At 69.8% G+C, this 23727-nt stretch carries 20 protein-coding genes; 15 read left to right on the top strand and 5 right to left on the bottom strand.

What is annotated here, in order from left to right:
* Positions 1-79 precede the first annotated feature (79 nt).
* Entirely contained in the window at positions 80-1084 is a 1005-nt protein-coding gene (locus Pth03_RS32955; protein WP_203948365.1) for a 2-dehydropantoate 2-reductase, read from the bottom strand.
* 71 nt (positions 1085-1155) lie between these two features.
* Here Pth03_RS32955 and Pth03_RS32950 point away from each other — a divergent pair, with 71 nt between their 5' ends.
* From Pth03_RS32950 to Pth03_RS32920, 7 genes are all read left to right on the top strand, one after another.
* Positions 1156-2421, top strand: a complete 1266-nt coding sequence (locus Pth03_RS32950) for a molybdopterin molybdotransferase MoeA (protein ID WP_203948364.1) — start codon at positions 1156-1158, stop codon at positions 2419-2421.
* Positions 2422-2541: 120 nt separating this feature from the next.
* Entirely contained in the window at positions 2542-4227 is a 1686-nt protein-coding gene (locus Pth03_RS32945; protein ID WP_203948363.1) for a thiamine pyrophosphate-binding protein, read from the top strand.
* Positions 4228-4237: 10 nt separating this feature from the next.
* Positions 4238-5464, top strand: a complete 1227-nt coding sequence (gene frc / locus Pth03_RS32940; protein WP_203948362.1) for a formyl-CoA transferase — start codon at positions 4238-4240, stop codon at positions 5462-5464.
* On the top strand, positions 5465-7615 hold the full coding sequence (locus Pth03_RS32935) for an acetate--CoA ligase family protein (protein ID WP_203948361.1): 2151 nt from the start codon (positions 5465-5467) through the stop codon (positions 7613-7615).
* 75 nt (positions 7616-7690) lie between these two features.
* Complete coding sequence (locus Pth03_RS32930; RefSeq protein ID WP_203948360.1) at positions 7691-9193, top strand: Nramp family divalent metal transporter; 1503 nt, start codon at positions 7691-7693, stop codon at positions 9191-9193.
* On the top strand, positions 9193-9732 hold the full coding sequence (locus tag Pth03_RS32925; protein ID WP_203948359.1) for a hypothetical protein: 540 nt from the start codon (positions 9193-9195) through the stop codon (positions 9730-9732). The genes Pth03_RS32930 and Pth03_RS32925 overlap by 1 nt, the downstream gene beginning before the upstream one ends.
* Entirely contained in the window at positions 9729-10715 is a 987-nt protein-coding gene (locus tag Pth03_RS32920; protein WP_203948358.1) for a TerC family protein, read from the top strand. The genes Pth03_RS32925 and Pth03_RS32920 overlap by 4 nt, the downstream gene beginning before the upstream one ends.
* A gap of 55 nt (positions 10716-10770) precedes the next feature.
* Here the strand turns inward: Pth03_RS32920 and Pth03_RS32915 are convergent, their stop codons facing one another.
* The 3 genes from Pth03_RS32915 to Pth03_RS32905 form a co-directional block, all read right to left on the bottom strand.
* A complete protein-coding gene (locus tag Pth03_RS32915; RefSeq protein WP_203948357.1) occupies positions 10771-10950 on the bottom strand; it encodes a hypothetical protein in 180 nt (59 codons plus the stop codon).
* Between the two features lie 294 nt (positions 10951-11244).
* Positions 11245-11982 (bottom strand): GntR family transcriptional regulator, encoded by a 738-nt coding sequence (locus Pth03_RS32910; RefSeq protein ID WP_203948418.1) that lies wholly within the window; start codon positions 11980-11982, stop codon positions 11245-11247.
* A gap of 119 nt (positions 11983-12101) precedes the next feature.
* Positions 12102-13406 (bottom strand): MFS transporter, encoded by a 1305-nt coding sequence (locus Pth03_RS32905; protein WP_203948356.1) that lies wholly within the window; start codon positions 13404-13406, stop codon positions 12102-12104.
* 98 nt (positions 13407-13504) lie between these two features.
* Here Pth03_RS32905 and sucC point away from each other — a divergent pair, with 98 nt between their 5' ends.
* From sucC to Pth03_RS32870, 7 genes are all read left to right on the top strand, one after another.
* Entirely contained in the window at positions 13505-14668 is a 1164-nt protein-coding gene (gene sucC / locus Pth03_RS32900; protein ID WP_203948355.1) for an ADP-forming succinate--CoA ligase subunit beta, read from the top strand.
* 29 nt (positions 14669-14697) lie between these two features.
* Positions 14698-15582: a succinate--CoA ligase subunit alpha gene (sucD, locus tag Pth03_RS32895; RefSeq protein WP_203948354.1), complete on the top strand. Its 885-nt coding sequence runs from the start codon at positions 14698-14700 to the stop codon at positions 15580-15582.
* A gap of 33 nt (positions 15583-15615) precedes the next feature.
* Positions 15616-16401, top strand: coding sequence for a hydroxypyruvate isomerase family protein (locus Pth03_RS32890; RefSeq protein WP_203948353.1), 786 nt, complete (start codon positions 15616-15618; stop codon positions 16399-16401).
* Complete coding sequence (locus Pth03_RS32885) at positions 16398-17267, top strand: 2-hydroxy-3-oxopropionate reductase (RefSeq protein WP_203948352.1); 870 nt, start codon at positions 16398-16400, stop codon at positions 17265-17267. The genes Pth03_RS32890 and Pth03_RS32885 overlap by 4 nt, the downstream gene beginning before the upstream one ends.
* A gap of 58 nt (positions 17268-17325) precedes the next feature.
* A complete protein-coding gene (gene gcl / locus Pth03_RS32880; protein WP_203948351.1) occupies positions 17326-19053 on the top strand; it encodes a glyoxylate carboligase in 1728 nt (575 codons plus the stop codon).
* Positions 19054-19070: 17 nt separating this feature from the next.
* Complete coding sequence (locus Pth03_RS32875; RefSeq protein WP_203948350.1) at positions 19071-20609, top strand: aldehyde dehydrogenase family protein; 1539 nt, start codon at positions 19071-19073, stop codon at positions 20607-20609.
* 109 nt (positions 20610-20718) lie between these two features.
* Entirely contained in the window at positions 20719-21918 is a 1200-nt protein-coding gene (locus tag Pth03_RS32870) for a glycerate kinase (RefSeq protein ID WP_203948349.1), read from the top strand.
* 32 nt (positions 21919-21950) lie between these two features.
* On the opposite strand, the gene Pth03_RS32865 is transcribed toward Pth03_RS32870, so the two are convergent.
* Positions 21951-22493 (bottom strand): TetR/AcrR family transcriptional regulator, encoded by a 543-nt coding sequence (locus tag Pth03_RS32865; protein WP_239119546.1) that lies wholly within the window; start codon positions 22491-22493, stop codon positions 21951-21953.
* A gap of 104 nt (positions 22494-22597) precedes the next feature.
* Between Pth03_RS32865 and Pth03_RS32860 the strand changes: the two genes are divergently transcribed.
* Complete coding sequence (locus Pth03_RS32860; protein ID WP_203948347.1) at positions 22598-23329, top strand: SDR family oxidoreductase; 732 nt, start codon at positions 22598-22600, stop codon at positions 23327-23329.
* The last annotated feature ends 398 nt before the right edge of the window (positions 23330-23727 follow it).

Here is a 23727-nt window from a genome sequence, read left to right as displayed (position 1 = left end):
GCTCGCCACGTTCTGGACGTGCTTTAAGTAGTGCTCGGCACGCTGCTTCATGCGGCCATCCTTCTCGGGTGTATGCGGTCTACGGTATGCCCGCCGAAGTGGCCGGAACAAGGCTCTGCCTCACCTGCTCGTCGAGCAGATCGGTCACCGCGTGGATCGCCCGGAGGGTGGGGACGGACGCACCGGTGAGGTCGGCCAGCTCGACGACGGCCGCGAGGATCACGTCGAGCTCGAGCGGTTTGCCCTTCTCCAGGTCCTGGAGGGTGGAGGTCTTGTGCTCGCCCGCCTTCTCGGCTCCGGCGAGACGGCGCTCGATGGAGATGTGCGGGTCGCAGCCGACCCTCTGGGCGACGTCGACGGTCTCGCGCATCATCGCGACGACGAGGTCGCGCGTGCCCGTGTGCCGGCAGATGCCCGCCATGGTGGCCCTGGTCAGGGCGCTGATCGGGTTGAAGGCGATGTTGCCCATGAGCTTCACCCAGATGTCGCGGCGCAGGTCGGCCTCGACGGGGCACTTGAGCCCGCCGGCGACCATGGCCTCGCTGAGCTCGACGCATCGGGGGGAGAGTTCTCCGCTCGGCTCCCCGATGGAGAAGCGGGTGCCTTCGAGGTGCCGGATCACGCCCGGCTCCTCGATCTCGGTGGCGGCGTAGACAACGCAGCCGACGGCGCGTTCGAGGGGGAGGGCGGCGGTGACGCTGCCGCCCGGGTCCACGCTCTCGATCCGGTAGCCCTGGTACGGCCCGGGCAGCCGGTGGAAGTACCACCAGGGGATGCCGTTCTGGGCCGCGACGAGGGCCGTTCTCTCGTGCAGCAGCGGGCGGACCATGTGGTCGGCCGAGGCGTAGGAGTTGGCCTTGAGGCCGAGGAACACGAAATCGACGGGCCCGACCTCGTTGGGGTCGTCCGTCGAATGCGGGTGGGCGGTGAAGTCCCCTCGTGGACTCAGCACACGGACGCCCGACTTCCGCATGGCTTCCAGGTGGGTTCCGCGGGCGATGAGATGCACCTCGACGCCGGCGGTATGCAGGGCGGCCCCCACATACGCGCCGATGGCGCCGGCGCCAAGAACAGCGACCTTCACAGTAGCTCCGTTCTCGCGTCGACTGTGCATTCGGTATACAGTATGGCAAAATTGAAATCAAGGAGCCGCTGATGACCGTTGCCGACAGGATCCGGTACGCGGAGACCACCGCGTCCGCGGCGACACCGCCGAGGCGGGACGGGCACGGGGACAGGCACAGGGGCCTTCACGGGGCCCCGGTGCCCTGGGACACCGCGCGGCGGATAGCGACGCAGGCGGTGCGCCCGCTTCCCCCTGCCGACCTGCCTCTTTCCCTGGCCGGCGGCTGCCGCCTGGCCCAGCCGCTGCGCGCCCTGGTGGCCCTGCCCCGCGACGACGTCGCGGCGATGGACGGCTACGCGGTGGCGGGGCCGTCCCCGTGGCGCGTGGTGGGCAGGGTGCTGGCGGGGCAGCCGCGCCATCGCGGGACCCTGGCGCCCGGCACGGCCGTGGAGATCGCCACCGGTGCTCCCGTGCCCGAGGGCGCGGATTCCGTGCTTCCTTACGAGGCCGCGTCGGAACGGCGCGGCCTGGCGGCGACGGAGGTGTCGGGGGATTCCCCGTACGGCAGGCACATCAGGCGGCGCGGCGAGGAATGCGCCGAGGGCTCGGTCGTCCTGGGCGCGGGTGCGCCGCTGACGCCGGTCGCGCTCGGGCTCGCCGCCGGGCTGGGCCACGACACGCTGCGGGTTCACCCGCTTCCCGTCGTCGGCGTGCTGATCACAGGTGACGAGGTGGTCGGCGCCGGCCTCCCGGGGGAGGGCCGAGTGCGCGACGCCGTGGGCCCGCTGCTGCCCGGCCTGATCGAATGGGCGGGCGGCCGGGCGGGGGAGTCGCGCTGGGTCCCGGACGGCGAGGCCGCCCTGACCAGGGCGATCGCCGCGCACTGCGGCTCCGCCGATGTGATCGCCGTCTGCGGCGCCTCGTCGAAGGGCCGCGCCGACCATCTGCGGCCGGTGCTCAGCAGGCTCGGGGCCGACGTGCTGGTGGACGGCGTCGCCGTACGGCCCGGCCACCCGCAGTTGCTCGCCCGCCTGCCCGGAGGACGCCTGGTCGTGGGCCTGCCGGGCAATCCCTACGCGGCGCTGGCCGCCGCTCTCACGCTCCTGCTTCCGGCGGTCCGTGGGCTCCTCGGCCGGCCGGAGTGCCGGGGCGAGCGCACCGCGCTCGCGGAGACCGTGCCGTCGCACCCGTCCGACACCCGCCTGGTGGCGGTGCGGCGCTCCGCGCGTGGAGCGGTTCCTGTGGGGCACGACCGTCCTGGGTCGTTATGGGGGGCGGCCCTGGCCGACGCGCTCGCGGTGGTTCCGCCCAGGTGGGAGGGAGGGCCGGTCGAGCTCCTCGCTCTTCCGGCCTGAAACTGCTTCGTCGCCCGGGCGAAAGGGTCTGGACATCGCCCGATCACCGGAGTACACCTTGCAACATACGGTATGCAGTATGGAGTCAACACAGATCGCGACAGCGAGAGGACGACAAAGATGACAGCGGAAGCCGTACCGGAATCGATCTCCGGCGGTCACCTGGTGGCCAAGGCGCTCAAGGCGGAGGGGATCGATGTGATCTTCACGCTGTGCGGCGGTCACATCATCGACATCTATGACGGGTGCATCGACGAGGGAATCGACGTCGTCGACGTCCGCCACGAGCAGGTCGCCGCGCATGCCGCAGACGGCTACGCGCGCATCACGGGCAAGCCCGGATGCGCGGTCGTGACGGCGGGCCCGGGCACCACCGACGCCGTGACGGGTGTGGCCAACGCCTTCCGAGCCGAGAGCCCCATGTTGCTCATCGGCGGTCAGGGGGCCCTGAGCCAGCACAAGATGGGCTCACTGCAGGACCTTCCGCACGTCGACATGATGACGCCGATCACCAAGTTCGCCGCGACGGTGCCGTCGACCGAGCGGGTGGCCGACATCGTGTCCATGGCCTTCAGAGAGTGCTACAGCGGAGCCCCGGGGCCGTCGTTCCTGGAGATCCCGCGCGACGTGCTGGACGCCAGGGTCCCGCTGGAGAAGGCGCGCATCCCGAAGGCCGGGCACTACCGCGCCTCCACGCGCCAGCTGGGCGACCCGGCGGCCATCGAGCGCCTCGCCGACCTGATCGTGCACTCGGAGAAGCCGGCCATCCTCCTGGGCAGCCAGGTCTGGACGTGCCGTGCCACGGACGACGCGATCGACTTCGTCCGCGCGCTCAACGTGCCGGCGTACATGAACGGCTCCGGCCGCGGCACCCTGCCTCCCGGTGACCCGCACCACTTCCAGCTGTCGCGGCGCTACGCCTTCACCGAGGCCGACCTCATCATCATCGTCGGCACGCCGTTCGACTTCCGCATGGGATACGGCAAGCGGCTGTCGCCGACCGCGACCGTGGTGCAGATCGACCTCGACTACCGCACCGTGGGCAAGAACCGCGACATCGACCTCGGCATCGTCGGCGACGCCGGCCTGGTGCTGTCGGCCGCCGTCGCCGCCGCCTCCGGCCGTGACGACAACGGCAGCGCCCGCCGCAAGAAGTGGCTGGAGGAGCTGCGCGAGGTCGAGACCAAGGCGTTCGAGAAGCGGCTGCCCCGCCAGCTGTCCGGCTCGCAGCCGATCGACCCCTACCGCCTGGTCCACGAGATCAACGAGTTCCTGACCGAAGACACGATCTACATCGGCGACGGCGGCGACATCGTCACCTTCTCCGGCCAGGTCGTGCAGCCCAAGTCGCCCGGCCACTGGATGGACCCGGGCCCGCTCGGCACCCTCGGCGTCGGCGTCGCCTTCGCGATGGCCGCGAAGTACGCCCAGCGCGACAAGGAGGTGCTGTGCCTGTTCGGCGACGGCGCCTTCAGCCTCACCGGCTGGGACTTCGAGACCATGGTCCGCTTCGACCTGCCCTTCATCGGGGTCATCGGCAACAACTCCTCGATGAACCAGATCCGGTACGGCCAGGCCGCCAAGTACGGCGAGGACCGGGGCAGGGTCGGCAACACCCTGGGCGACGTCAGGTACGACGAGTTCGCCCGCATGCTCGGCGGATACGGCGAGGAGGTCCGCGACCCGGCGGACATCCGGCCCGCGCTCGAGCGCGCCCGTGAGTCGGGCAAGCCCGCACTGATCAACGTGTGGGTCGACCCGGACGTCTACGCCCCCGGAACCATGAACCAGACGATGTACAAGTAGGAGCGCCGCGATGACCAGAGCCCTCGAGGGCGTGCGCGTCCTCGACATGACCCACGTCCAGTCCGGTCCGTCCTGCACCCAGCTGCTCGCCTGGCTCGGCGCCGACGTCGTCAAGCTCGAATCGCCCACGGGCGACATCACCCGCCAGCAGCTGCGCGACGTGCCCGACGTCGACAGCCTCTACTTCACGATGCTCAACTGCAACAAGAAGAGCATCACGCTCAACATGAAGAGCGAGCGCGGCAAGGAACTGTTCACCGAGATGGTGCGCGACGCCGACATCCTGGTGGAGAACTTCGGCCCCGGCGCGGTCGACCGCATGGGCTTCACCTGGGAGCGGCTGCAGGAGCTCAACCCCCGGCTCATCTACGCCTCGATCAAGGGCTTCGGCCCTGGCAAGTACGCCAACTTCAAGGCCTACGAGGTGGTCGCGCAGGCGATGGGCGGCTCGATGAGCACCACCGGCTTCGAGGACGGCCCGCCCCTGGCCACCGGCGCGCAGATCGGCGACTCCGGCACCGGCATCCACACGGTCGCCGGCATCCTCGCCGCGCTGTACCAGCGCACCCACACCGGCCGCGGCCAGCGGGTCCAGGTGGCGATGCAGCACGCCGTGCTGAACCTGTGCCGGGTCAAGCTGCGCGACCAGCAGCGCCTGGTCCACGGGACGCTCGCCGAATACCCCAACAAGACCTTCGGCGAGGACGTGCCCCGCTCGGGCAACGCCTCCGGCGGCGGTCAGCCGGGATGGGCCGTCAAGTGCGCGCCCGGCGGGCCCAACGACTACATCTACGTGATCGTCCAGCCGCCCGGCTGGGCCCCCCTCTCCCGGATCATCGGCCGGCCGGAGCTCGCGGACGACCCCGAGTGGGCGACCCCGGCGGCGCGGCTGCCGAAGCTGGACAAGATGTTCCAGCTCATCCAGGACTGGACCAGCCTCCACGGCAAGTGGGAGGTGCTGGACGCGCTCAACGCCGAGAACATCCCCTGCGGGCCGATCCTGTCGACCAAGGAGCTCATCGAGGACGACTCGCTGCGGGCCGAGGGGATCATCGTCGACGTCGAGCACCCCGAGCGCGGCACCTTCGCGACGGTCGCCAGCCCCCTGAGCCTTTCGGATTCCCCGGTCAACGTGACCACGCCGCCGCTTCTCGGCGAGCACAACAACGAGATCTACGCGGCCCTCGGCGTGGACGCCGACGAGCTGGCCGCTCTGAAGTCGAACGGAGTCATCTGAATGCCGATCACCCCCCACACTCCGGATCGTCAAGCGGTGCGCGAAGTCCTGGAGAAAGCCAGGGCCGAAGGCCGCACCGGGCTGACCGCCCCGGAGGGCAAGCTGATCTGCGACGCGTACGGTATCGCCACCCCCGGCGAGGGCCTGGCCACCTCCGCGGACGAGGCGGTGGAACTGGCCATCCGCATGGGCCTGCCCGTCGTCCTCAAGATCGTTTCCCCGGACATCCTCCACAAGACCGAGGCGGGCGGCGTGCTCGTCGGCCTCGCCACCCCCGAGGCGGTGCGCGACGGCTACGCGAAGATCATCGCGTCGGCCGGCGCGTACAACCCGGACGCGGTGATCGACGGCGTCCAGGTGCAGCAGATGGTCGGCGGCGGCCACGAGGTCATCATCGGCGCCGTCACCGACCCGACGTTCGGCAAGGTGGTGGCCTTCGGCCTCGGCGGCGTGCTCGTCGAGGTGCTCAAGGACGTGACCTTCCGCCTCGCCCCGCTCACCGAGGCGGAGGCGACCGGGATGCTGGACGACATCCAGGCCGCTGAGGTGCTCAAGGGCGCCCGTGGCGCCGCCCCCGCCGACCGGGCCGCCCTGTCGGCGATGATCCAGCGGGTCGGCGCCCTGGTCGGCGACTTCCCCGAGATCACCGAGATCGACCTCAACCCGGTCTTCGCGACCGCCGACGGCGCCATCGCCGCCGACGTGCGCATCCTGCTGGCCTCCGGGCCGGTCGAGGAGCCCGTACGGCTCCCGCGCGAGCAGATCCTGACCTCCATGAACCGGATCTTCAAGCCGCGTTCGGTGGCTGTGATCGGCGCCTCCGGCGAGACCGGAAAAATCGGCAATTCGGTTATGCGTAACCTCATCAACGGTGGCTACAAGGGGCATATCTATCCGATCAACCCCAAGTCCCCCGAGATCCTCGGCCTCCCCGCCTACCCCAGCATCGCCGACGTGCCGGGTGAGGTCGACGTCGCCGTGTTCGCGATCCCCGCGAAGTTCGTGGCCGCCGCCCTGGAGGAGGTCGGCCGCAAGGGCGTCGCGGGCGCCGTCATGATCCCGTCGGGCTTCGCCGAGACGGGCAACGTCGAAGGCCAGAAGGAGATCGTCGAGATCGCCCGCAGGCACGGTGTGCGCATGCTCGGGCCGAACATCTACGGCTACTACTACACGCCGGAGAACCTCTGCGCGACGTTCTGCACGCCGTACGACGTGAAGGGCGGCGTCGCCCTCACCTCGCAGAGCGGCGGCATCGGCATGGCCATCCTCGGCTTCAGCCGTACGACGAAGATGGGCGTGTCGGCGATCGTGGGCGTCGGCAACAAGGCCGACGTTGACGAGGACGACCTGCTGACCTTCTTCGAGCAGGACGACAACACCCACGCCATCGCCATGCACCTCGAAGACCTCAAGGACGGGCGCGGCTTCGTCGACGCGGTCCGGCGGGTCGTCACGACCAAGCCGGTGATCGTGCTCAAGGCGGGACGCACCGCGATGGGCGCCAAGGCGGCGGGGTCGCACACGGGCGCGCTCGCCGGCGACGACAAGGTCTACGACGACATCCTCCGCCAGGCCGGCGTCGTCAGGGCTCCCGGGCTGAACGACATGCTCGAGTACGCCCGGTCGCTGCCGCTGCTGCCCACCCCCAAGGGCGAGAACGTCGTCATCATCACCGGAGCCGGCGGCTCGGGCGTGCTGCTCTCCGACGCCTGCGTGGACAACGGCCTCACGCTCATGGAGATCCCCCCGGATCTCGACGAGGCATTCCGCGCCTACATCCCCCCCTTCGGGGCGGCAGGGAACCCGATCGACATCACCGGAGGTGAACCCCCCAGCACCTACGAGAACACCGTGAGGCTCGGCCTGTCCGACCCTCGCATCCACGCACTGGTCCTCGGCTACTGGCACACCATCGTGACCCCCCCAATGGTCTTCGCGGAACTGATCGCCCGTGTGGTGGCGGACGAGAGAGCGAAGGGCAACACGAAGCCGGTGGTCGCGTCCCTCGCGGGCGACACGGAAGTAGAGGAGGCGTGCGACTACCTGTTCGAACACGGCGTGGTGGCTTATCCATACACGACGGAGAAGCCGGTGGCCGTGCTCGGCGCGAAATACCGCTGGGCCCGGGCCGCGGGTTTGCTGAGCGGCTGAGCCGGCCGCTTTCGGGGCGACTGAGGGGGCGTTCAAGGCTGCACTAGAAAGATCAAACTCCCCAGGAGGATTTAGGTGGAGACATCAAGAACGCCGGCGTCGGGGGCCGGTCAGGCCGGCACCACGCCGGCGCAGGAAGAACGAGTGTGGAAGGCGGGCCGGCTGGAGCCGATGCCCATCCGGCCGTTACCCGACGCCCCACCCTCGGTGCACATCCTCGGGCCGACCGTGTTCCTGGTCGCGCTCGGCGTGGGCATGGGCGAGTCCTACATGTGGCCTCGCCTGGTCCTGCTCTTCGGCCCGGAGATCCGATGGCTCTTCCTCATCGGCGTCACCCTCCAGGCCGTGGTCATGCTGGAGATGGCCCGCTACGCCATGGCGACGGGCGAGAGCATCTTCTTCGGCGCCGCCCGGGTCTTCAAGCCGCTGATGTGGTTCTTCTTCGCGGTGGCGATCCTCGTCTACATCTGGCCGGGGCACCTGTCGGCGGGCGCCGCGGCCTTCGAGAAGATCACCGGAATACCCTGGGTGGTCACGGCCTGCGTAGGACTCGTCCTCGTCGGGATCGTGTTCAGCCTGGCGAAGGTCATCTACAACCTGCTCGAGAACGTGCTGAGCATCCTCATCGGCACACTGGTCGTCGGAACCGCGATCATCGCGGCGATGGTGGGCAGCTGGCAGGACCTGTCCAGCACGATCACCGGCATGTTCGCCTTCGGCTACATCCCGGATGAGGCGCTGTCCCCGACGTGGTTCCCCGTCATCGTCGGCTCGATCGCCTTCGCCGGCCCCTCGGGCATGCAGCAGATGTGGTACACCCTTCACCTGCGCGACTCCGGCGCGGGCATGGGCGCCCACATCCCGAAGATCCGCGGACTGCGGCACGCCGGTGAAGAGGAGGCCATGCCCTCGCGTGGCTTCATGTTCGACACCGACAACCCCGAGGAGATGCGCAAGTGGAAGGGCTGGCGGCGCTGGGTCACCTTCGACGCCTTCCTGCTCTTCTGGGGCATCACGATGCTGGTGACGGTCTCGTTCACCGTGCTCGCCCAGGCGGCGTCGCGGCAGAACTCGAACGTCAAGGAGCTGATCCTCGCCGGTGACCGGGAGGCGTCGCTCAACGCGATGTCCGACTCGTTCTCCTCGGCGGGCAGCTCGGTCCTCGGCGCGGTCTTCCTCGGCTTCATCGCGTTGATCGGATTGAACGCGACCCTCGGTCTGTTCGACTCCTTCTCCCGGGGTCAGGCGGACATGTCCTATCACTTCGTCCCAGGCGCCAAGAAGTTCGGCATCTCCAAGCTCTACGCCGGCTTCCTGTGGGCCGTCATCATCTTCGGCATCCTCATCCTGCTGTTCGGCCCCGCGGACGGCCCCGGCGCGATCCTCGACACCCTCGCCTTCCTGTCGACGTTCGCCATGGGCGCTTACTGCGTCACGCTCCTGCTGGTGAACAACCGCATGCTGCCCAAGCCGATTCGGCCCAAGCTGTACACGAACCTGATCATCGGATTCGGCGCGGTGTTCTACCTCGGGATGCTGTTCTACAGCCTCTTCAAGTACGGCGTGGTGCTCGACTGATGGATCGCGCCCGTTTACACGCAGAGGTGGCCCTGCCCGGGCTGCTGATCGGAGTCATCGCGGGGGCCATGGCCGGTGGTCTGACCCTCCTCGCGGGAAACTCAGGGGCCTGGGCGTTGGTCTCCGCGTTGTCACTGGCCGTTCCCCTCGGCCTGCTCGGGGCGGGGTACGGTTTCCTGCTCGGCCGGAGCCTGTTCCAGCCAGGGGTGTTCGCCCCGGCGGGACTGTACTGGCTGGTCGGTTTCCCGCTCGCCCGCCTCATCCAGGAGGCCGTCACGAGCCACGTCGTCTTCGGACGGGTGGCGTTGTCGGACGAACTGCTGTTCTTCCTCGCCTACCAGGCGGTCGTGAGCCTCGGCTTCGCGATCGGTTTCGTCTGGTTGCACGAGCGCCTGGCGCCGCATTGGTTCATGCGCATCGCGCGTCACAACCCTGTGGCCCACGAACTGCTTGAACGGTACATCGCGCACGCCGAGAACCTCTGGCGAGCGCGTGAGCGGCGGCGGGCGATGAGGCAGGGAGAGAAAGGAGCACGATGAACCTGCCCGTGTGGGTATGGCTGGCCACGATCGGCGTATTCCTTACCGTTTTCGCCATCGACTTCTACCTCATCTCACGCAATCCGCACCAGCCGTCGTTCCGTGAATGCGTGTGGTGGGTGAGCCTCTACGTGATGCTCGCGGTGGTCTTCGGTTTGGGCATGGTGTTCATCGCCGGCCCCACCCACGGCGGGGAGTTCTTCGCCGGTTGGATCACGGAATACTCCCTCAGCGTCGACAACCTGTTCGTCTTCCTGATCATCATGAGCCGCTTCTCGGTGCCGCATCAGTACCGGCAGAAGGTGCTCATGACGGGAATCGTGCTGGCACTCGTCATGAGGGGTCTGTTCATCGCGGTGGGAGCGGAGGCGATCACGCGGTTCGACTGGCTCTTCTACATCTTCGGAGCCTTCCTCGCGTACACCGCCTACAAGCTCATCACCGAGAAAGAGGAGGAGGCGGACTTCTCGGAGAACATCGCCCTCCGCACGGTCAAGCGCCTGGTGCCGGCCACCGACACCTACCACGGTGCGGCCATGACGACCCGGATCGACGGGCGCCGCCTGGTCACCCCGATGCTGATCGTGATGGTGGCGATCGGAACCTCCGATCTCCTCTTCGCCCTGGACTCCATCCCGGCCATCTTCGGCCTCACGAAGGAGCCCTACATCGTGTTCACGGCCAACGTCTTCGCCCTGATGGGCCTGCGCCAGCTCTTCTTCCTCGTGGGGGGACTGCTGGAGCGTCTGGTCTATCTCAACAAGGGCTTGTCGGTGGTCCTCGCTTTCATCGGGGCGAAGCTCGTGCTGGAGGCCCTCCATCACGACGGCGTCTCGTGGGCGCCCGAGGTGCCGATCACGGCGTCCCTCGGCGTCATCATCGGCACGCTGGCCATCACCACGGTCGCCAGCCTGCTCAAGTCGCGCAGCGACAGCAAGAAGAGCGCCGAGGTCGAAAAGGACCAGGTGTCCGTCGACAACTGATGTTCCGGCCTGGCCACGGGCGGGAGGTCTCCTCGTTGGAGCCTCCCGCCCGTGGTCATCGGGAGACGTCGATCCTGCGATCGGCGGCCCACTCCGTGAGGTAACGCTCCACGCCGTCGGCGGAGCCCTGCTTGCGCATGGCCGCCGCCAGCCCGAGCCCGATCATCCGCCCGTCCGCGGGATGACCCACCGGCTCGTCCAGAAGCTTGCGAAGCCTGTTCGCCAGCGCCTTCATCGCGATTCTCCTTCCTGGTTCTGTTGCCGGCCCCATTTCCGGGCCATTTGAAATTCTCTACCCGGGGTGTTTCAACCAAACGGAGCGCCCGTGAATTCCATGTCAATTCTGTCCGAGGGAACGGGCGCAGGCCGGCGAATCCTCGGGCGGGCATGCGCGATCGGCCTTGGCCGTGAAAACAAATCGGGGAAGAACGCGCGGATCGGCGCATTAGGGATTCAAAAGGGCGGGGCCGGCGGAAAGCACGGCCGGCCCGCCGCATTCAGAAGAAACGGCCCAGATGTGAAATGTCTCTTATTTGGGCGAGCGGGGCCTGCGCCGCCGCATGGGCTCGGGTGCCGCCTCGACCGGCTCCGACTCCCGCTGCTCAAGGTAGGACTGCCGCGTGTGCTCGGTGTGCTTGCGCATCACGTCGGCCGCGCGCTCCTCGTCTCCCGCCGCGATGGCGTCGACCAGCTCGGTGTGCTCCATCCACGACGCCCGGCCCCGCTTGCGCGCCACGGGCGTGTGGTACCACCGGACGCGCCTGGCCACCTGGGCGGCCAGCTCGGTCAGCACCTTGTTGCCCGACAGCTCGGTCACGGCCGCGTGCAACTCGGAGTTGACCGCGACCGACTCGTCGACGTCGTCGGCCTCCATGGCGGCCAGCCCGCGGGCGCACAACGCCCGCAACCGCTGTACGCCCTCGCTGGTCGCGTGACGCGCCGCGAGCTTGGCCGACTCGGTCTCCAGGAGAGTCCGTACGGCAAGCAGCTGGTCGGCCTCCTGCACGGTGGGGGAGTGCACGAAGGCGCCGTGGCCGGGGTGGAGGTCGACCCACCCCTCGCCGCTGAGCAGCTGAAGCGCTTCCCTGATCGGCTGGCGCGAGACGCCGAGGAGGCCGGCGAGCTCGCTTTCCGCCAAGTGCTGCCCGGGCTTGAGATGGCCGGTGAGGATCAGCTCCAGAAGCGCCTCGAAGACGCTTTCCCGCAGCGGTACGGGCCGCGCGATCTTGGGAGCGGCTCCCTGGTTCGCCAATTCGGACCGCAACATGTCCATCACTCCAGAATGAGGCGACGGGTGCGGCCAAGTGCCGCATTCTTCCCATCACTGTTTCTCGTAGACCGCCTACAGCATACAGTTGAACGCTTGGCCACTGTTTGTGAACCCGATCACACGCTGGCCGGAAGCGTAGTCGGGCGTCCGGGGCGGCGCAGTCGATGACTCACGATGAGCGAAACGATCGCCACCGCCCCCATGGCCAGGAAGACCGTCGGCTGGTTCGCCGACGTGATCGCCAGATAGGCCACCGCGACGCCGAGCGCCCCGGCGACCGCCTTCGTGCTGTAGACCACGCTGTGGATCTCGGCCGTGCGCTCTTGGCCGAAGAATTCGCGCACGAGACTGGCGATGAGCGGATAGAAGGCGCCGCCGCCGAGACCGGCGAACACGGCCGCCATCAGGACCAGGCCGCCCGACTCGGCCGCCACGCCGGCGGAGAAGAGCAGCTGCCCCACCGCGAGCAGTGCCAGCACCGTGCTGAGCACACGCCTGCGGCCGAACCGCTCGGAGGCGAGCATCGCGCACGCCCGCCCCGCGCCGTTCAGCGCGATGAGCAGGGTGAGGGCCACCCACGGAACCGGCCGCTCCAGTGTGGCCACCGCGACGACGTCGAAGATCGATACGGCTCCCGCGCAAATGAGGATCACCGCCAGGCACGTCGAGGCCCCGGTGCGCAGGGCCTGCCCGGTGGAGAACTCCCGCAGCGCCGGCGGGGTCCTGCGCAGCACGAGGCTGTCGAGCGCGTGCTCGCGCGGGTCCAGGTGTGGCGGCCACCAGCGCCGGGGCGGGAGCCGTACGAAATGGGCGGCCAGGCCGATGACGGCCAGGGCGAGCACGCCGGAGACGCCGAACGCGACCTTCACGCCGCCGCCGGAGCCGAGGCCCGCGACCACCGCGAGGGGGGCGGCGCCGTACGCGAAGGCTCCGGTGGCGAAGCCGACGTGGGTGCCCGGGCGCTCGGGGAACCATCGCGCGACCGTCTCGGTGCACACGCCGTAGACGAGCCCGGCCCCGGCTCCGCCGAGAAGCGCGTAGCCGGTGCGGATCGCCGCCGTTCCGTCGGAGAACGCCACGGTGAGCATCGCCGCGCCGCTGAGCACGGCGCCCACGCGCAGCGCGGCCCGCACGTCGAGACGCCCGCCCCGCACCAGATAAGCGGTGGGGAGGGCGACCACGGCCTGGAAGACGATCCATACGGCCAGCGGCACCAGCGCGCCGGCGACCGAGCGGCCCGCGGAGGAGAGGAGGCCCGGCAGCGCGGCGGCGTAGCCGTACTGCAGGGGAGCGATGGCGATCATCGCCGCCCATGGCAGCCAGAGCATCCACGACCTGGGCCGATTGATCAGGTCCTGGGGCGTGTCGCCCACGAGATAGGCGCGGCCCTGCCAGTCTCGGACCTCTTGTGCTTTCTCCATACTGTATGGAATATCCCGAGAATCGGCCGCTGTCGAGACCTAGACCGCGTCGACTACATACGGTATACAGTCTACGAAGCCCCCTAAAGGAGAACCCGATGGACCTGTACGAGCACCAGGCCAAGGAGTTGTTCGCACGGCACGGGATAACGGTCCCCCCAGGAAGGGTCGCGGCCACCGCGCAGGAAGCCCGCCTGATCGCGACGGAGCTGAAGGCCCCGGTGGTCATCAAGGCCCAGGTGAAGACCGGAGGCAGAGGAAAGGCCGGCGGGGTGCGTCTCGCGCCCGGGCCCGCCGCGGCGGAGAACGAGGCCAGGCGCATCCTCGGCATGGACATCAAGGGCCATACCAGCCACACCGTGCTCGTGGAGAAGGCCACCGGGGGATTCGAGGAGTATTACGCGGCCTTCCTGGTCGACCGGGCCAACCGCACGCTCCTCGCGATGGTCTCCAGCGAGGGCGGGATGGACATCGAGGAGGTCGCGGCGACCAAGCCCCACGCGCTGGCCCGCATCCCCATCGACGCCCTGACCGGCGTCGACCTCGACACCGCCCGGCTGCTGGCGGCGAGCGCCGGCCTGCCCGAGGACGTCCACGACGCCGCGGCCGCCACGCTGGTTCGCCTGTGGGAGGTCATGGTCGAGGAGGACGCCCTGCTCGTCGAGGTCAACCCGCTGGCCTGCACCTCCGACCGCAGGGTCCTGGCGCTCGACGGCAAGGTGTCCCTCGACGACAACGCCTCCTTCCGCCACGACCACGCCGCCTTCGCCGACGGCGCCGACGACGGCGGCCTGGAGGCGCGCGCCCGGGCCAAGCACCTCAACTACGTCAAGCTCGAAGGCCAGGTCGGCGTCATCGGCAACGGCGCGGGCCTGGTGATGAGCACGCTCGACGTCGTGGCCTACGCGGGCGAGCGGTTCGGCGGCGTACGGCCGGCCAACTTCCTCGACATCGGCGGCGGGGCCTCGGCACAGGTGATGGCCGACGGGCTGGAGATCATCCTGTCCGACCCGGACGTGCGGGCCGTGCTGGTCAACGTCTTCGGCGGGATCACGGCGTGCGACGCGGTGGCCAACGGCATCGTCGCCGCGCTGCAGACCTTCGGGGAGGAGGGGCCGCGGTGCCCGATCGTCGTCCGCCTCGACGGCAACAACGCCGAACTGGGGCACCGCATCCTCAGCGACGCCGGCCATCCGATGGTCCGCGTGGTCACCACCATGGACGGCGCCGCCGAGCTCGTGGCCGAGCTCGCCGCGGCCTGACAGGTCAACCGCCGAGAGGAGCAGCGACGATGGCCATCTTCCTGACCAAGGACAGCAAGGTGCTGGTCCAGGGCATGACCGGCGCGGAGGGCAGCCGCCATACCGCCCGGATGATCGCGGCCGGCACCGACATCGTGGCCGGGGTGACGCCGGGCAAGGGCGGTCAGTCGGTCGACTTCGGCGAGCGCCGGGTGCCCGTCTTCGGCGGCGTCGCCGAGGCCATGGCCGAGACCGGGGCCGACGTCTCGGTGGTCTTCGTGCCGCCGAGGTTCGCCAGGGGCGCGGTCGAGGAGGCCGTCGACGCCGGCATCCCGCTCTGCGTGGTGATCACCGAGGGCGTGCCGGTCCACGACACGCTCCGCGTGTGGGCGCGCGCGCAGGCCGCGGGCACGACCCGGATCATCGGGCCCAACTGCCCGGGCCTGATCAGCCCCGGGCAGGCCAGCGCGGGCATCATCCCCGCCGACATCACCTCGGCGGGCCCGATCGGCCTGGTGTCGAAGTCGGGCACGCTGACCTACCAGCTCATGTACGAGCTGCGCGACATCGGTTTCTCCACCGCGGTCGGCATCGGGGGCGACCCCGTCATCGGCACGACGCACATCGACGCGTTGCAGGCGTTCCAGGACGACCCCGGCACCGACGCGATCGTGATGATCGGCGAGATCGGCGGCGACGCCGAGGAGCGGGCCGCGGCCTACATCGAAAAGCACGTGACCAAGCCGGTCGTCGCCTACGTGGCGGGCTTCACCGCCCCCGAGGGCAAGACCATGGGCCACGCGGGCGCCATCGTGTCGGGCTCGTCCGGTACGGCCCAGGCCAAGAAGGAAGCGCTGGAGAAGGTCGGCGTGCGCGTCGGCAAGACCCCCAGCGAGACCGCCCGCCTCATGCGCGAGGTCATGGGGTCCCGCTGACCCCGACAAGTCGATCGTCAAGCCGGAGGCATCGTGAAGTTCGACGTCAACCTCTCCATCGTCTTCACCGAGTTGCCGCTCCTGGAGCGGCCGGCGGCCGCGGCCAAGGCGGGCTTCGACGCGGTGGAGCTGTGGTGGCCCTTCGACGGGCCGGTGCCCGGCCAGGCGGAGGTGGACCGGTTCCGTGCCGCCGTCGAGGACGCCGGGGTGCGCCTGGTCGGGCTCAACTTCGACGCCGGCGACATGGCGGCGGGCGACCGCGGCCTGCTGTCGCGGCCGGACGGCTCCGCGCGGTTCCGCGCGAACATCGACGCCGCCGTCGGCCTGGCCGGCTCACTGGGCTGCCGCACCCTCAACGCCCTGTACGGCAACCGCGTGCCCGGCCTGACGGCCGAGGCCCAGCGCGAGCTGGCCCTGGAGAACCTCGCGCTGGCGGCAGGGGCAGCGCGGGACATCGGCGCCACAGTGGTCGTCGAGGCCATCAACACCCATGAGAACCCGCACTACCCCATCTGGTCGTCGGCGGGCGCCTTCGAGGTGATCGACGCGGTGGGCGCCCCCAACGTGGCCTTCCTCGCGGATCTGTACCACCTGCACCGCATGGGGGAGGACGTCCTGGCCCTCATCGACGAGCACTCCGGGAGGTTCGGCCACGTGCAGATCGCCGACGACCCCGGGCGGGGACAGCCGGGCACCGGGGCCATGCCGTACAAGCAGATCTTCGAGCGGCTGGAGGCCGTGGGATACCGCGGTCACGTCGGGCTCGAATACCGACCCGTCGGCCCGAGCGCCGAGAGCTTCGCGTGGAGGAACGGATGAACATCGGATTCATCGGGCTCGGGATCATGGGCAGCCCGATGGCGGCCAACCTGGTGCGGGCCGACCACACGGTGGTGGGCTACGACGTCAGCGCGGAGCGCCTGGCGGCCCTGGCGGCGATCGGCGGCAAGACCGCGTCGAGCATCGCCGAGACGGTGGCGGGGGCCGACGTCGTGATCACCATGTTGCCCGACTCGCCTCAGGTCGAGGAGGTCGCCTTCGCCGGCGACGGCCTGCTCGCCCACGCCAAGCCGGGCCTGCTGTACATCGACACCAGCACGATCAGGCCGGAGACCTCCCGCAAGGTCGCCCAGGCGGCGGCGGCGAGGGACGTCCACGCGCTCGACGCCCCTGTGAGCGGCGGCGAGCGCGGTGCGGTCGACGGCACTCTCTCGATCATGGTGGGCGGCCGCGCGGAGGACTTCGAGGCCGCCCGCCAGGTGCTCTCCCACGTCGGCACCACCATCGTGCACGTGGGGCCGTACGGCGCTGGCCAGACGGTGAAAGCCGCCAACCAGCTCGTGGTCGGCGGGATCTACGGCCTGGTGGCCGAGGCGATCGTGCTGCTGGAGGCGTCCGGGGTCGACCCGGGGCCGGGGCTGGACGTGCTCGCCGGCGGCCTGGCGGGCTCCCGCATCCTCGAGCTCAAACGGCACTCCATGATCAAGCGGGAGTTCACCCCCGGCTTCCGCATCGACCTGCACCACAAGGACATGGGCATCGCGACGGCCGCCGCGCGGGAGGCGGGCGTGTCCCTGCCGCTCACCGGCATGGTCGCGCAGCTCATCGCCGCTGCGAGGGCGCAGGGCCACGGGGGTCTCGACCACTCCGCACTGCTCAAGGTGATCGAAAGGATCAACTCGTGAACGAGCGAACCGTTTCCGTCACGCGGCGCACGCCCTCGCGGGCGCTGGGGGAGGCCCGGTGAAGCGGATCCCCTGCATGGAGGCGGCCGTCGCCGTCATGGAGTCCGAGGGCGTCGACACCGTGTTCGGCATCCCCGGAGCGGCCATCCTCCCTCTGTACGCCGCGCTGCAGCACAGCTCCGTCCGGCACATCACCGTGCGGCACGAGGAGGGCGGCACCCACGCGGCCGACGGCTGGGCCCGAGTGACCGGGAACGTCGGCGTCTGCATCGGCACGTCCGGCCCCGCCGGCACGAACATGATCACGGGCCTCTACACGGCGCTGGCCGACTCCATCCCGATGATCTGCATCACCGGGCAGGCGATGCGCAGCAAGCTCCACCAGGAGTCGTTCCAGGCGGTCGACATCGTGGAGATCGCCAAGCCGGTCACCAAGTGGGCCGTGCAGCTGAAGGAGCCCGCCCAGGCCCCCTGGGTGTTCCGCGAGGCCTTCCGCATCGCCCGTTCCGGCCGTCCCGGCCCCGTGCTCATCGACCTGCCGATCGACGTGCAGCGCGGCACCTGCCTGTACGACCCCGAGCTGGACGGCCCGTTCCCGATCGAGGTGCCCGAGCCGCGGGCCGAAGCCGTGCGGGCGGCCGTCGACCTGCTGGCGACGGCCGAGCGGCCGCTGATCCTCGCCGGCGGCGGCGTGATCATCGGGGACGCGTCGGCCGAGCTGCGCGCGCTCGCCGAGCACCTCCAGGTGCCCGTCCAGGTCACCCTGATGGGCAAGGGCGCCTTCCCCGAGGACCACCCGCTGTTCGCGGGCATGGCGGGAATCCAGACCCAGACCCGCTGGGGGAACGCCGCCTTCCTGGAGAGCGACCTCGTCCTGGCGGTCGGCGCGCGGTTCGGCGACCGGCACACCGGAGACCTGGAGACCTACAGGAAGGGCCGCAGGTTCATCCACGCCGACATCGAGCCGACCCAGATCGGGAAGGTCTTCGAGCCCGACTTGGGCCTGGTCGGTCACGCGCGGCCCACCCTGGGCGCCCTCGCCGAGGAGGCGCGCCGCCGCGGTCCGTCCAGGAAGCCGGGACGCTGGGTGAAGAAGGTCGACAAGCTGCGCTCCACGCTGTTGCGGCGCGACGACTTCGACGAGGTGCCGATCAAGCCGCCGCGGGTCTTCAAGGAGATCAACGAGTTCTTCGGCCAGGACACGACCTTCGTCACCGCGATCGGCCTCTACCAGATCTGGTCGGGGCAGTTCCAGAAGACGTACCTGCCGCGGCGCTATCTCGTCTGCGGGCAGGCGGGACCGCTGGGCTGGGAGGTGCCTGCCGCGATGGGCGTCAAGTGCGCCTATCCCAACCGCCAGGTCGTGGCGGTCGTCGGCGACTACTCCTTCCAGTTCCTCATGGAGGAGGTCGCGGTCGCCGCGCAGTACCGCATCCCGTTCGTGATCGTGATGATCAACAACGAGTATCTCGGGCTCATCAGGCAGGCCGAGATCCCGTACGACATGAACTACGCCGTCGACCTGCACTACGGCGAGGGCGGGATCGACCACGTCAAGGTCATGGAGGCGTTCGGCTGCCCCGCACGGCGGGTGGACAAGCCCGGCGACATCGCCGGCGCCCTCGCCTGGGCCAGTGACGAGGCTGAGCGCGCTCAGCTGCCCGTGCTGGTCGAGGTGATGGTGGAGCGCGAGGCCAACGCCGCCATGGGGGCGTCGCTCGACGCCGTGAAGGAGTTCGAGCCCCTGCCCGACGAGCTCGCCCTCGCCATCGACTGGTCCGACTGAGATTGAGGAGACCGCGCATGCCCCTCCTGCTCAAGCCCGGCACGGCCTGGTCCGACGCCTACGCCCGATGCCGTACGGCGGCGCCGGAAGCCTTCCACGACGACCGGGTGCTCAACCACTGGGCCGGGATGTGGCAGCGCGACGGCCGCCCGGCTCCCGCCGCCTCGCCCGTCGACGGAACCACCATCGCGGGCCCGCCGCGCCTCGACCGGTCCACCGCGTCGAGGGCGGTCCGGGCCGGCCTCGACGAGCACCAGCAGTGGCGTCACGTGCCCCTCGCCGAGCGCAAGGCCCGGGTGACCGCTGCGCTGGACGCCATGACGGAGCACCGCGAACTGCTCGCCCTCCTGCTCGTGTGGGAGATCGGCAAGCCCTGGAAGCTCGCCCTCGCCGACGCCGACCGGTGCATCGAAGGGGTGCGCTGGTACGTCGAGGAGATCGACTCCATGGTGGAGGGGCGCGCCCCGCTGCCCGGGCCGGTCAGCAACATCGCGAGCTGGAACTATCCGCTGAGCGTGCTCATGCACGCGATGCTTGTGCAGACCCTGGCCGGCAACGCCGCCATCGCGAAGACCCCGACCGACGGCGGCCTGGCGTGCCTCACCCTGGCCGTCGCCCTGGCCGTCGCCGAGGGGCTGCCGATCACGCTGGTGAGCGGGGGAGGGGCCGAACTGTCCCCCGCCCTGGTCCGCAGCCGGGAGCTCGGGTGCGTCTCGTTCGTCGGGGGGCGGGACGCCGGAGCCATGGTCGCCACCTCACTGGCCGACCTCGGCCGCAGGCACATCCTCGAGCAGGAGGGGCTCAACTGCTGGGGGGTGTGGGAGTACAGCGACTGGGACAAGCTGACCGGTCAGATCCGCAAGACGTTCGACTACGCCAAGCAGCGCTGCACGGCGTACCCGCGGTTCATCGTGCAGCGCACGTTGTTCCACGACTTCCTGGCGGCGTACCTGCCGGCCGTACGGTCGGTGCGGTTCGGCCATCCCCTCGCCGTGGAGTCGGCCGGCGACCCGCTGCCCGAGCTCGACTTCGGCCCGCTGATCAACAACACCAAGGTGAAGGAGCTGGCCGACCAGGTGGACGAGGCGATCGCCAGGGGCGGTGTGCCGCTCTACCAGGGTTCGCTGTCGGAGGGTCGGTTCCTCAACGGTCAGGACACCTCCGCCTACCTGGCGCCGGTGGCCATCCTGGCTCCGCCCGGCTCGTCGCCGCTGCGGCACGCCGAGCCGTTCGGCCCGGTCGACACCATCGTGGTGGTCGACACCGAGGCCGAGCTGCTGGCCGCGATGAACGCGAGCAACGGCGCCCTGGTCGCGACCATCTCGTGCGATGAGGAGGAGACCGCGGCGCGGCTCGCCTCCGAGGTGCGCGCGTTCAAGGTGGGCATCAACGCGCCCCGCTCCCGGGGCGACCGCGAGGAGCTGTTCGGCGGGCTCGGCGCATCCTGGCGCGGCGCGTTCGTGGGAGGCGAACTGCTGGTCAGAGCCGTCACGGTCGGACCGGAAGGAGAGCGTCTGCCGGGCAACTTCCCGGGTTACACCGGGCTGCCGCACTGAGCTGGTCCGTCCGGCCCGGCACCCCGTCGCCGGTGCCGGATGGACGGCGGGACGGTGGACGGCGGGATGATGGACGGCGTCAGCGTCACGAGCCGGCGAAAAGGGGATCATGAACGGGCACGTCGTCATCGCGCCGGACAAGTTCAGGGGATCGCTGACCTCACCGCAGGTGGTCGCCCACGTGACCGAAGGGTTGCGGGCCGCCGGGTTCGGCGAGGTGCCCGTGGTGTCCCTGCCGGTGGCCGACGGCGGCGAGGGCACGGTCGACGCCGTCGTCGCATCAGGGTTCACCCGGGTCGAGGTCGAGGTCACCGGGCCCACCGGGGAGCGGGTCCTGGCGGCGTACGCCGTGCGCGACACCCCTTCGGACGACGCGACGTCAGAGATGACGGCGCGGGTTGCGGTGATCGAGCTGGCGGAGGCGTCCGGCCTGCGCCGTCTGCCCGGTGGCCGGACCGCGCCGCTCACCGCCACCAGCTACGGCACGGGCGAGCTCATCGCCCATGCCGTACGGCACGGCGCGACCCGGATCGTGCTCGGACTCGGCGGCAGCGCGTGCACCGACGGGGGAGCCGGCATGGTGCAGGCCCTCGGCGTACGACTGGTGGACGAACACGGCGAAGACCTGCCGTACGGCGGGGCCGCGCTGAGCCGGCTCGACCGCATCGACGCGTCCGCGTTGAGCGAGCTGAGCGGCGTGGAGTTCGTCGTCGCCAGCGACGTCGACAACCCGCTGCTCGGCCCGCACGGCGCCGCGGCCGTGTACGGCCCGCAGAAGGGCGCCATGGCCGAAGACGTGTCCGTGTTGCAGGCGGGCCTGACCCGGCTGGCCGCGGTCGCGGTGCACACCCACGGCCTCGAAGGTTCCATCGAACACGACGGCGTCGTGCGCAGCATGGGCGTGGCGGGCCGGCCGGGCGCAGGCGCGGCGGGCGGCGTGGGCTTCGCCGCGCTGGCGTTCCTGCGGGCAGAGATCCGCCCGGGCATCGGCTATCTGCTAGAGCTCCTCGGCTTCGACCACCAGGTCGAGGGGGCCCGGCTGGTGATCACGGGGGAGGGCTCGATCGACGAGCAGTCGCTGCGGGGCAAGGCCCCCGTGGGCGTGGCCGCCGCGGCGGGCAAACACGGCGTGCCTGTCGTCGCCGTCTGCGGGCGGCGGTCCATCGGCGACGAGGAGCTGCGGGCCGCGGGCATCGAGGCCGCCTACGCGCTGACCGACATCGAGCCTGACATGCAGCGCTGCATCGCCGAAGCCGGCCCCCTGCTGGAGCGCCTTACCGCCACCGCCGTGGCCGCCCGTCTCAGCTGACGGCGCCTTGGTGCCCCGGGTCGAGGTGGCACCTAGCCTGAGGACTTCGCCGATCCGGTGAGCATTGCGACGAGTTCCTCGACCAGGCGATCGTCGAGCGGCTCATGGGTGGCGAGGAGCCGATACCACAAGGTGCCGAACACGATGTCGGTGATCGTGCCCGGCGACAGGCCCGGGGGCAGTTCGCCGCGCTCCCGCGCCCGCTCGAGAACCGTCCCGAGAGCGTTGCGACGATGGCGCAGGAACACTGAGCGGAACCGGTCGCCGAACTCGGGAACGACCTGCGCCTCCGCCATGAGCGCGCGCAACACGTCGGCGACCTGCGGCTGACTGCCGATGGCGAAAGTGATGTGCAAGAACGCCCGCAGGTCGGCCTCGTAGCTTCCCTCGTCCGGGATCGGAATGTACAGGTCGGCCTTGGTGACCGCCGCGTCGAGGAGCACGTCGGCCTTGGACGGCCACCAGCGATAGATCGTCTGCTTGCCGGTTCCCGAGCGCGCGGCGATGCCCTCGATGGTCAGGCCCGCATAGCCCACCTCGCTGACGAGTTGGAACGCCGCGGTCAGGATCGCCAAGCGGCTCTCCTCGCTGCGCTTGCGACCGGGCCTGGAAGTAACGGGTTTCTCGCTCATCGCCACCCATGCTAGCTTGAATCGAGACGAGACGTTACGGTTCGAAATTGGAGCTGAAATTGAGCCAGCACACCGCACTGGTCGTCGGCGGAACGTCGGGCATCGGCCTTGCCACCGCCCGCAGGCTGCGTGACCTCGGCGCCACCGTGCACATCGCCGGCCGAGGCAAGGAACGCCTCGACGCCGTCGCCGTCACGAACCCGGAGCTGATCGGTCACCAGGCCGACGGCGGCGACCTCGTTCAGATCACCCAGGTGCTCGAGGCCATCGGCAGGATCGACTGGCTGGTCGTCTCTCTGAGCGGCAGCGAGGGGCCGGGGCCGATCGCAGGACTGGATCTGACCATGTTGCGCCGCGCCTTCGACGCCAAGTTCTGGGGGCACGTCACCACAGTCCAGGCGGCTCTGCCGCATCTCGCGCCCAGCGGTTCGATCACGCTGCTCAGCGCGATAACCGCCAGGACCGGCATGCCCGGCACCGCAGGCATCGCCGCGGTCAACGGGGCGGTCGAAGCGCTGGTCAAACCCCTCGCCGTCGAACTGGCACCCATCCGTGTCAACGGAGTGTCACCCGGCATCGTCGACACGCCCTGGTGGAGCGGCCTGCCCGACGAGGCTCGGCAGGCCTACTTCGACCAAGCCGCCCAGGTGCTGCCCACCCGCCGCATCGCGACCGCTGACGATGTGGCCGAGGTCGTGGTCATGGTCGCGACCAACGCCAACATGACCGGCACGGTCATTGAAGCCGACGGCGGCGCTCGCCTGGTCTCCATGGCCTGAGCGCGTTCATACAAGGCGCGGCCGGGCGATGAGCCCAGGCTCCATGGTGCTGACGCAGTCGCACTGTGCATGGCCGCAACCTCGTATGGCCGTACCGCCCGCGGGGGAGGACCCGGCGGCGATCTCCTTGGGCGGTACGGCGCCCACCTCGTGTGGCGGTGGAGGCGGCACAAGGTGGGCCCGCTCGCCGTGCCGCAAGTCGTGGCGCAAGGGGTGGTTCTCGGGGCGTAAGAGGATCATCGGCCTTCGCGTGCTCTGCTCGGTTATGCAAGCCGGCTCTTCCTGAATCGAGCCCATCCACTGATGTGGCTCTTCGTGAGGTACGGCAGCCGGCGTCGAAGCTGCAACCTGGCGCAGGAACTGCCTTCGGATGGATTGTATCGATCAGGTGTTCGATG

Source organism: Planotetraspora thailandica (genome assembly GCF_016863335.1).
Lineage (GTDB): Bacteria > Actinomycetota > Actinomycetes > Streptosporangiales > Streptosporangiaceae > Planotetraspora > Planotetraspora thailandica.
The sequence above is the reverse complement of the archived record's forward strand: the minus strand, read 5'-3'. Positions and strand labels throughout refer to the sequence as shown.

Bases quoted from the DNA above. Each gene is read 5' to 3' on its own strand.
- Pth03_RS32950 (WP_203948364.1), top strand. From the start codon at position 1,156: ATGACCGTTGCCGACAGGATCCGGTACGCGGAGACCACCGCGTCCGCG.
- Pth03_RS32945 (WP_203948363.1), top strand. From the start codon at position 2,542: ATGACAGCGGAAGCCGTACCGGAATCGATCTCCGGCGGTCACCTGGTG.
- frc (WP_203948362.1), top strand. From the start codon at position 4,238: ATGACCAGAGCCCTCGAGGGCGTGCGCGTCCTCGACATGACCCACGTC.
- Pth03_RS32935 (WP_203948361.1), top strand. From the start codon at position 5,465: ATGCCGATCACCCCCCACACTCCGGATCGTCAAGCGGTGCGCGAAGTC.
- Pth03_RS32925 (WP_203948359.1), top strand. From the start codon at position 9,193: ATGGATCGCGCCCGTTTACACGCAGAGGTGGCCCTGCCCGGGCTGCTG.
- Pth03_RS32920 (WP_203948358.1), top strand. From the start codon at position 9,729: ATGAACCTGCCCGTGTGGGTATGGCTGGCCACGATCGGCGTATTCCTT.
- Pth03_RS32915 (WP_203948357.1), bottom strand. From the start codon at position 10,950: ATGAAGGCGCTGGCGAACAGGCTTCGCAAGCTTCTGGACGAGCCGGTG.
- Pth03_RS32910 (WP_203948418.1), bottom strand. From the start codon at position 11,982: ATGTTGCGGTCCGAATTGGCGAACCAGGGAGCCGCTCCCAAGATCGCG.
- Pth03_RS32905 (WP_203948356.1), bottom strand. From the start codon at position 13,406: ATGGAGAAAGCACAAGAGGTCCGAGACTGGCAGGGCCGCGCCTATCTC.
- sucC (WP_203948355.1), top strand. From the start codon at position 13,505: ATGGACCTGTACGAGCACCAGGCCAAGGAGTTGTTCGCACGGCACGGG.
- sucD (WP_203948354.1), top strand. From the start codon at position 14,698: ATGGCCATCTTCCTGACCAAGGACAGCAAGGTGCTGGTCCAGGGCATG.
- Pth03_RS32885 (WP_203948352.1), top strand. From the start codon at position 16,398: ATGAACATCGGATTCATCGGGCTCGGGATCATGGGCAGCCCGATGGCG.
- Pth03_RS32875 (WP_203948350.1), top strand. From the start codon at position 19,071: ATGCCCCTCCTGCTCAAGCCCGGCACGGCCTGGTCCGACGCCTACGCC.
- Pth03_RS32870 (WP_203948349.1), top strand. From the start codon at position 20,719: ATGAACGGGCACGTCGTCATCGCGCCGGACAAGTTCAGGGGATCGCTG.